Genomic DNA, 8,718 nt, shown 5'->3' on the forward strand with positions numbered 1-8,718 from the left:
CTAACGGTAAATCAGGGCACCTTAGCCCATCTCTCACAAGAGATTAATTAGCCCCAGCACATGCTCAAACCCGTTTTGGAGCTAACAGAGTTAACGCCTTTAACGGCTTCATCAGTAATTAACTGAACGCCTGTGTCGAAGAAATCAAGACCGCTAGATGCAGATGGACGTGAGCCAGATTTTACAAACTCAACGATGGCCGTTACGCCTTCTGACGCCATTTTAAGAGGGAATTGCATAGAAGTAGCGCCGATGACGCCGTCTTTGATATTACGAACACCTGGGCAACCGCCATCAACAGAAACAATCAATACGTCTTTTTCTAGACCGAATGATTTTAACGCTTCATACGCACCCGCCGCCGCAGGTTCATTGATGGTATAAACCAAGTTTACTTCAGGATCTTGTTGAAGAAGGTTTTCCATCGCACGGCGACCGCCTTCTTCAGACCCTTGTGTTACATCATTACCCACGATACGAGGATCGGTTTCGTCACCCATACGTTTAGGATCTTTGATATCGATACCGAAGCCTTTCAAGAAACCTTGGTCACGCGCAACGTCAACCGTGATTTGGCTCGTGCTTAAATCGAGCAACGCAATTTTTGCGTCTTTGGCTTTATCGCCCATTTTTGCTTTTGCCCACATGCCAATCATTTCGCCGGCTTTAAAGTTATCCGTCGCAAATGTCATGTCCGCTGCACTAGCAGGGCTAAGTGGTGTGTCTAACGCGATAACCAGCAAGCCAGCATCACGTGCTTTTTGAATCGTCGGAACAATGCCCGCGGTATCACTTGGCGTAATGAGAATGCCTTTTGCACCCGCTGAGATTAGGTTTTCAATGGCTTGCACTTGGGTCTCGTTATCACCGTCGTAACGACCTGCGAACGTACGCAACTCAACACCTAGCTCTTCGGCTTTTTGCTGAGCGCCTTCTTTCATTTTAACGAAAAACGGGTTGGTGTTGGTTTTGGTGATAAGACCGATGATTGGGGTTTCTGCGATAGAAACAGTAGACAGAGTGCCCGCAGCCACTAGACACGCTATTTTTTTATAAGAAATGCGATGCATGAATTTCATTGTTTTTTAACTCCAGTTTTTTGTTTTTATTATTGGCAGCAATGCCATTTGAAACAGATCCAGCCCGACTCCGCTTCTAACAAAACACTATGGAGATCAAAAGCTAATGAATCATTTCACGATGTGGTCTTTTTTCGTAATATTTGTAACATTCGTATTTTTTATTTTAAATATTCTATTTAACGCTTTGATTGTAAAAGGTTTTGAAATAAACAAATCGTCGTCTTTTAAATGATAATTTTGTTTTAATTCATCGGTTGGTAAACCTGACATCAGCAATATCGGTCCAGTAAAGCTCGATGACCCTGAACGTATACTGTGCGCTAATGCGACACCACTCATGGCGCCAGCCAAATTCACATCGGACACAATGGCATCTGGGATAATGGCCTTGCTTAACCCTTTTATAACCGCTTCAGCACAATCAAAATTCTGGACGATAAACCCCATTTTTTCCAATTGTTCTCGCATAACACGACACACTTCATCGTCGTCTTCCACTAACCACACCACGCTACATTCCGGTAGCAAGATCGCTTCTTGAGGACATTCATGCTCTTGAGACAACTCATGCTCTTGAGACAACTCATGATCACCCGCAGACAGGTCTGCTGGCACAGTTTGTTGAGGTAAAAACAAACAAACACGCGTCCACTTACCTTGTTCTGAGGTGACTTTTATCTCGCCGCCGCTTTGTTTTACAAAACCATAAATCATACTCAACCCTAACCCGCTGCCTTTACCGACGGGTTTGGTGGTAAAAAACGGTTCAAAGATGCGACCAATCACGTCTTCTGATATGCCTTCTCCCGAATCTTCAACACGAATTCGAATGGCCGGCACATCGCTGTCTGGTAAGGTGCAGAGCTTTGTCGAAAACGCCAAGCGCCCACCGTCTGGCATCGCACTTGCGCTGTTCAGTGACAAATTCAATAAGGCATTTTCGAGCTGCGACGGATCAATCAAACTGACCGCGTTAGGGCAGTTCAAATCACGTTCAACTTGGATATGAGTTCCCACGCTGTACTCAACCAAATCCAGCATCCCTTCGATCAAATCATCAATCCCGATAGACACAGGAAAAAGCTGCTGCCGACGACTAAACGCCAATAACCGCTGAACCAAGTTACTGCTTTTCTCTGATACAACAAGCGCTCGCTCTATGTATCGAGCTTGGTCGGTGGTTTGGGGTTGAGAATCTGCCAGCATTTGTAAGTTACCCATAATCGCCGCCAACAGGTTATTAAAGTCATGCGCCACACCGCCTGTAAGCTGACCTAACATTTCCATTTTTTGCGCCTGACGCAGTTGGCTTTCCACACTCTTGCGCTCGGTTAAATCGGTATAAAGTGTGACGAAGCCCCCTTCCGGCATAGGCTTGGAGCGGAACTCGACAATTTTTCCCGACTCGAAATGACGTTCGAAACTTTGAAAGCGCACATGTCGAGTGACATTCACTTCTTCCATGTGTACTTGTTGATTCTCTAGATTGAGGTTTTTATGCTGGCCGCGATTAATCAGATGCTGAACGTCATCAATGGACATTCCCACATGCAAGTCGTCATTTGATAAATCAAACAACTTTTGATAACCAACATTCCAAGCGACGAGCGTGCCTTTGGACGAAAACACACTTAACCCGTCGTTCATGTTGTCAAAAATGGTTTCCAGCAAGCGTTTCTGTTCGGACAATTCGGCTGTCACTTCCAAGCGACGTAGCGCATCACGGCGAAAGACTTCAAATGTGTCCGCTAAAGTGCCGATTTCATCATGTCGACGAATCGCCGTGCGTTTTGAATCAACGCGACCTAAAGAAAGCTGCTCCATGTCATTGGTCACCACGCCCAAGTCTTTTGTCATACGCTGACTGTATAAATACAGCCGCGTCAGCCCCAACAAAAGAAACACGGAAATACCAATGATCCAATTTTGACCTCGTGCGACAAACGCCGATACTTCCTGCCGCTGGCGGCTTACCTTCTTCTGCAATCCGCCCACAAAATCACTGACCTGTTGGCTTAATTGTTCCGATTTAGCGCGAATGGAAATGAGTAAGTAGTTTTTTCGCTCTTGAATCTTGTTTAAACGACGGTGCGCCATGAGCAAATCGTCGGCAATACTCGACACTTGACCATTTTGATCCGACAATTTGAGCTGCTTCATCATGCTTTCTGGCACCAAACTCGGCGACTCTAACAGCTGCAACAGCCAAACCAAGCCTTGCTGACGGTTTACTGTGGCGCCGCCTTCCTCGTACGTTAATTGTCGAATACGAAATTGCTGCGCCAAACTGTCTTCGCGTAAATACAACTCTTCTCTGACCAAAGACACCAATTCTTCTAACGTTGTTTGTAAGTCATCCAAGCGCTCGTCGATGTCACGTTGGAAAACGGAATCCGCCAAACTGTCCGCCACACCACGTAGTTCAAGAATACGACGATGAATTCGTTCAGACTCGGTTTGTAGTTGAAAAGGTCGGCCAGAGCCTGCGGTGTAAGGCGCAATGGCTGCCAGTTGGGCCACACCTTCGGCTAAGGTTAATGAGGTGCTGATTTCCGGTAGGGTTTCTGATTCAAATTCCGACAGAGACGCCTCACTGACTTGCATAGATTGCCAACCAATACCCACCATAAAAAACGCCACCAAGCTAATTGCTAATATAGCTAAGGAGGCTTTTTGGCGAATACTAGTAAAGCGCATTTAGTTCATCCGTACTGGGCCTTGAAAAAAGTAACCAAGTCCACGCTGAGTTTTAATAAAGTTGGGGGTTTTAGGATTGGTTTCTATTTTTCGGCGTAATCGCAAAATCAACACATCCACCGTTCGATCAAACACTTCGGTTTCTAATCCTCGGCTTTGCTCTATCAACTGTTCACGAGAAAAAATGCGATCTGGGTGCTGCGCAAGCACTTCTAATAAAGAGAACTCGCCTAAGGTTAATGTGACAAGCTGGCCATCTTGGTCCTGTAACAGTCGAGCTGTTAAGTCCAATACCCAAGGCCCAAAACTCAAACAGTCATGTTCTTGATTAATGGTATGCGCCAACACAGGAGCCGCTTGGCAAGCACGACGTAACAAGGCGTGGATACGGGCGGTCAATTCTCGTAAGTTGAAGGGTTTCATCATGTAATCGTCTGCGGCGAGCTCAAGCCCTAGAATACGATCGGTTTCGTCGCCCTTTCCCGTCAACATCATGATGGGCATCGCAAAGCGCTCTCGGATATCTCGAGCAAGATTCAATCCATCTTCCTCTCGAAGGTACAAATCCATCAGCACCAAATCCACCGCTTTGGATTCCAAATGCAGCCACATTTGCCGACCATCTTCTGCCTCTAATACCTGATAGCCTTTTTGTGACAAAGCATCACATAGCAACTGACGAATATCTTGATCGTCATCGACAACCAATAAAGTCTTCTTATTTTGTTCTGTCATTGTCTGTGTTGGGATCCATTGTCGTTATTATTCGGCGCACACCAAACTAGAAAAAGCAGTTATTACGGCGTTACTAATACCATGCTAAAGTTAATGGAAGATTAACAGAAGGAAAAGCTTCTTGTGCAGAAGAAACGCATCGGCCTCTCTTTTTTAAACCCTGAACAAGAGCTTATCCATGGCCAAGGCGACACTGTTCTGGAGACTTTAGTGAAGCATGGCATTCCAATTAAGCACGCTTGCACTAACGGCGTCTGTGGCGTTTGCCTAACGCCTTTGCTCTCTGGCGAGATAGATTACGCCGAAAAGCAACCGCACGGACTCAATGATAAAGAAAAACAGAATGGATATTTTTTGCCTTGCATCGCCGCCTGTAAGACAGACATTGTGATTGGCAAACCAAAAGTGACGCTGCGCTAACCCACTGAAAACGCTATCATAGACGCAGCATATTATTGAGTGGCCTTATGTCTAACGAACTGCCTATTTACCAACTGATTCCCGATCTAATACGTCAACTTTGCCAATCCCACGAAGCCATTCTGGAAGCCGCGCCCGGCGCGGGTAAGACCACCGTGGTGCCACTCGCGTTGATGGAAGAAGATTGGTGCAAAGGCCGTAAAATAATCATGCTTGAACCGCGTCGTTTGGCCGCAAAAACCGCGGCTCAACGCCTTGCCAATTCACTACACGAACCGCTCGGCGAACGTATTGGTTACCGTATTCGACACGAAAGCAAAGAAAGCAAACACACTCAAGTGCTCGTCGTAACCGAAGGCGTGTTAACTCGCATGCTGCACGATGATCCAAGCCTAAACGATATCGCCTTGGTCATATTTGATGAATTTCACGAACGCAATCTGCACTCTGATTTGGCGTTTGCACTGTGCTTACAAGCACGCGAGATCTATCGCGACGAAGACCCACTAAAACTTTTAGTCATGTCCGCCACATTAGACACAGACGCGCTCGAAGCCAGACTCAACTGCCCTACGCTCACCAGTCAAGGTCGCAGTTTTCCGATCACAACGCATTATGGCAATAAGGCGCTAAAAGCCTTTCAAATCACCGACGAAGTCGTGCGACTGACTTGCCAAGCCTTTCATGACGAAACGGGCAGTATTTTAGTCTTCCTACCTGGGCAGAGAGAAATTAGGCAGGCCGAGAGTAAATTACAGCAACAACTAGGGCATCATGCGCATTTAAGTATTTTGCCTTTGTATGGCGAACTCAGTTTAAAAGAACAAGAGCAGGTAATTCAGCCGATGATGGCGCCAGCTCGTAAAATAGTTCTTGCCACTGCGATTGCGCAAACCAGTTTGACCATCGAAGGCATTCGAGTGGTTGTTGATAGCGGATTGAGCCGCGAAGCACGTTTTGATGCCAACACCGCCATCACACGATTACACACACGCCGAACCACCCAAGCAGAAACCACTCAGCGCATGGGCCGCGCTGGCCGAACTGAAGACGGCATTTGTTACCGTTGGTGGAGTGAAACACAGCAATACCAGCTGGCTCCGCAAGCGCAGCCTCAAATCGAAATCAGTGATTTAAGTTCTTTAGTCATGGACCTCGCCAAATGGGGTGTACAAGATCGCTTGGAGCTGGATTGGATTACGCCGCCAACGGAAAGTCATTGGCAACAGTCAATTGACTTGCTCACGGCATTGTCAGTGCTTGAACCTGATGAAGCCTTGCTGCTCACACCTCTCGGATTGCACATGAGCGAGCTGGGAATAGAGCCGCGCTTAGCTCGGATTCTAGTAGAAGGAAAGCGCAGCAAGAGCAGCACACTTGCCAGTGCGATTTGCACCATTTTGTCAGAAGGCGATCCATTCACTCAACATCATAGCGACCTTTCTGATCGATTAAATTGGCTTGAAGGCCAAATCGATATAAAGAGCAAACGACCCAAGCAAACCTATTTGAAAACACAACAACAATGGGAAAAACGCAGTCAGCAGTTGACGTTTGAAGCTGTGGAAAACGTCTCGACGCCATCTTCTCATCACCTCGATGCAATCGCACCATTGTTATTATCCGCGTTTGCCGATCGCATCGCACAACGAACCAATCAGGACCAAGACAAAGTCTATTATAAGCTCGCCAACGGACGCAGAGCATCACTGCCGATTCATGATCCTTGCGCACAAAGTGAGTGGATTATTGCCTTGGATGTGGGCGGTCATAAAGACGTAAACGAAGATCGTATTTTCCTTAGTACACCCCTTGAGAGAAATATGCTCAATCCCCTTTTTGAGTCGCGAGAACACACGGCGTGGTCAAAAAAAGACGGTCGAATAGTATGCGAATCTCAACGCTGGATCGGCAAACTTCACATTGATTCTAAAAAGCGACCAGTTCTATCGGCTGAAGCCGTTTGTACCGCGGTGTGTCAGTATATTAGAGCCGAAGGAATGGCCGTTCTACCTTGGGATGATTCAAGCAAACAAGCACGAGCTCGAATGCAATTTGCTTTTCAGCACGACAAAATCACACCATGGCCAGATGGCTCCGACGATGTATTGTTAGCAACGCTGGAAAATTGGCTATCGCCGTATTTGAGCAACATAACCAATCAATCAGCGTTGGCAAAATTACCGCTTACCGACATTCTATTGAATCGACTAGATTGGCAACAACAGCAAGCGCTTAATAAGCAGGTTCCAACTCGAATCATGGCACCATCCGGCTCAAGTCATGCGATTGATTATTGCGAATTGGTTCCCACATTAAGAGTAAAGCTCCAAGAAATGTTTGGTTGTACAACCAGTCCGAACGTCCTTCATCAACCCATACGAATCGAGCTACTGTCACCAGGAAAACGCCCCTTAGCCGTAACACAAGACTTAGCGTTTTTTTGGCGGGAAGCATACCCAGAAGTACGCAAAGAAATGCGCGGTCGATACCCTAAGCACCCGTGGCCTGAAAACCCACTAGACGCACAAGCGACAGCGAAAACGAATCGAGCGCTAAGATCCTCTTAATTGACTTAGCGCTTGTTCCGTAAGTAGTTGACTGAAAGCGGTATTCTTCGGATGAGTCGGCGACCACCCCATGATAAAACGATGGAAATCCGCCCAAGCGATAGGGAACAAATATTGCCACTCATCAATCACTTCTTGAGCAAACGCCTGTGACTCACCTTGCGCCATAAGCTCTCGACCTAATTCAGAAAAATAATGCTCCAGTAAATACATCAGATTCTCGGACAACGCCTTTTCCGATAACGCACTGCCTAACAGGTAAGCTAGGTCCTGCACGCCCACGCCACCACCAACGTATTGAAAATCTACAGCGGCAACAGCAGCATCAGTTGAAAAGCAAAAATTCGCCACCTTCGCATCTCCATGCACCAGAGTTTTAAATGTCGCGCTATCAAGGCAATTCGACAGAGCAGCGGCGGATGACTTCAATTCACCTTCTTCCATAGCCAGCCATTCATCTTGTCTGGTATCCAAATGCCAATAAGTTCCTTTTCGCCACAACCCTTTAGGCCATTCAAGCCCCGGATTAGGATGAATAAATCCAGCGTGAAACACCGCTAACCAATTTATACAAGACAACAAGTGCTGGTCATTATCAATAACATATCGATCAGCAAACCCTGAGGTGTCTAGATCTTCCAGCACAGTAAGGCGCTGACCACTTTGATCATCAACGTAGCAGCCGTAACAATCAGCGACTCGCGCAGATTCATTACAACGAGAAGCCCAGTTTTGATACCAAGACTGTTCTACTTCATAGGAACGTACTTTTCGGTTATGAGCATGATCAGACTGCCAACCGCGAGGGTGACTTGTTGTAGCGGGAAAAGTGCAATGTTTCACAATAATTGAAGAGGAAGACGGATTGGTTAAGTCTGTGGTGATTGCGTAACGAACGATCTCTCCATAGCCGCTCCATAGAGACTGAATAACTTCCTTACGTTCAACAAAGGTCGCCTTACACTGTCGCTTTATGAAAATTTCAGGCGTCATCAGTAACCTCGTTTTAAACCGTCAAAAGGGAAACACACGTTATTATCGACATAAACAAGACAAAAGCGACTTTTTAATGTGATAGGAGTGGATAAGCATCTAAGTTATTAACAGTATAGGAAAAACGTATTTTTTCTTCGGTGTATAAACAGATCCGCTAACTTCTTTCCAATACGTTCCCAAGCGCTTTTATCAGTCACTTATTTCAGACGTAAAAAAGC

The 8,718-nt window shown here is 46.3% G+C and carries 6 protein-coding genes; 2 read left to right on the plus strand and 4 right to left on the minus strand.

The window, feature by feature from the left end:
* Positions 1–47 precede the first annotated feature (47 nt).
* From D104_RS28640 to D104_RS28650, 3 genes are all read right to left on the minus strand, one after another.
* Positions 48–1,079 (minus strand): sugar ABC transporter substrate-binding protein, encoded by a 1,032-nt coding sequence (locus D104_RS28640; protein WP_024024105.1) that lies wholly within the window; start codon positions 1,077–1,079, stop codon positions 48–50.
* A gap of 111 nt (positions 1,080–1,190) precedes the next feature.
* Positions 1,191–3,779: a PAS-domain containing protein gene (locus D104_RS28645; RefSeq protein WP_024024106.1), complete on the minus strand. Its 2,589-nt coding sequence runs from the start codon at positions 3,777–3,779 to the stop codon at positions 1,191–1,193.
* Positions 3,780–4,514 (minus strand): response regulator, encoded by a 735-nt coding sequence (locus D104_RS28650; RefSeq protein ID WP_024024107.1) that lies wholly within the window; start codon positions 4,512–4,514, stop codon positions 3,780–3,782. It abuts the gene before it with no gap.
* 123 nt (positions 4,515–4,637) lie between these two features.
* On the opposite strand from D104_RS28650, the gene D104_RS28655 reads away from it, so the two are divergent.
* Together D104_RS28655 and hrpB are read left to right on the plus strand one after the other, a co-directional pair.
* The gene (locus D104_RS28655) at positions 4,638–4,934 is read left to right on the plus strand and encodes a 2Fe-2S iron-sulfur cluster-binding protein (RefSeq protein WP_024024108.1); all 297 of its coding nucleotides are present in this window, start codon (positions 4,638–4,640) and stop codon (positions 4,932–4,934) included.
* Positions 4,935–4,981: 47 nt separating this feature from the next.
* Positions 4,982–7,504 (plus strand): ATP-dependent helicase HrpB, encoded by a 2,523-nt coding sequence (hrpB, locus tag D104_RS28660; protein WP_024024109.1) that lies wholly within the window; start codon positions 4,982–4,984, stop codon positions 7,502–7,504.
* Here the strand turns inward: hrpB and D104_RS28665 are convergent.
* Positions 7,490–8,497 carry a phosphotransferase gene (locus tag D104_RS28665; protein WP_024024110.1) on the minus strand — a complete coding sequence of 336 codons (1,008 nt, stop codon included), beginning with the start codon at positions 8,495–8,497 and terminating at the stop codon, positions 7,490–7,492. The genes hrpB and D104_RS28665 overlap by 15 nt on opposite strands.
* Between the last annotated feature and the right edge of the window lie 221 nt (positions 8,498–8,718).

Source organism: Marinomonas profundimaris (genome assembly GCF_000508165.1).
Lineage (GTDB): Bacteria > Pseudomonadota > Gammaproteobacteria > Pseudomonadales > Marinomonadaceae > Marinomonas > Marinomonas profundimaris.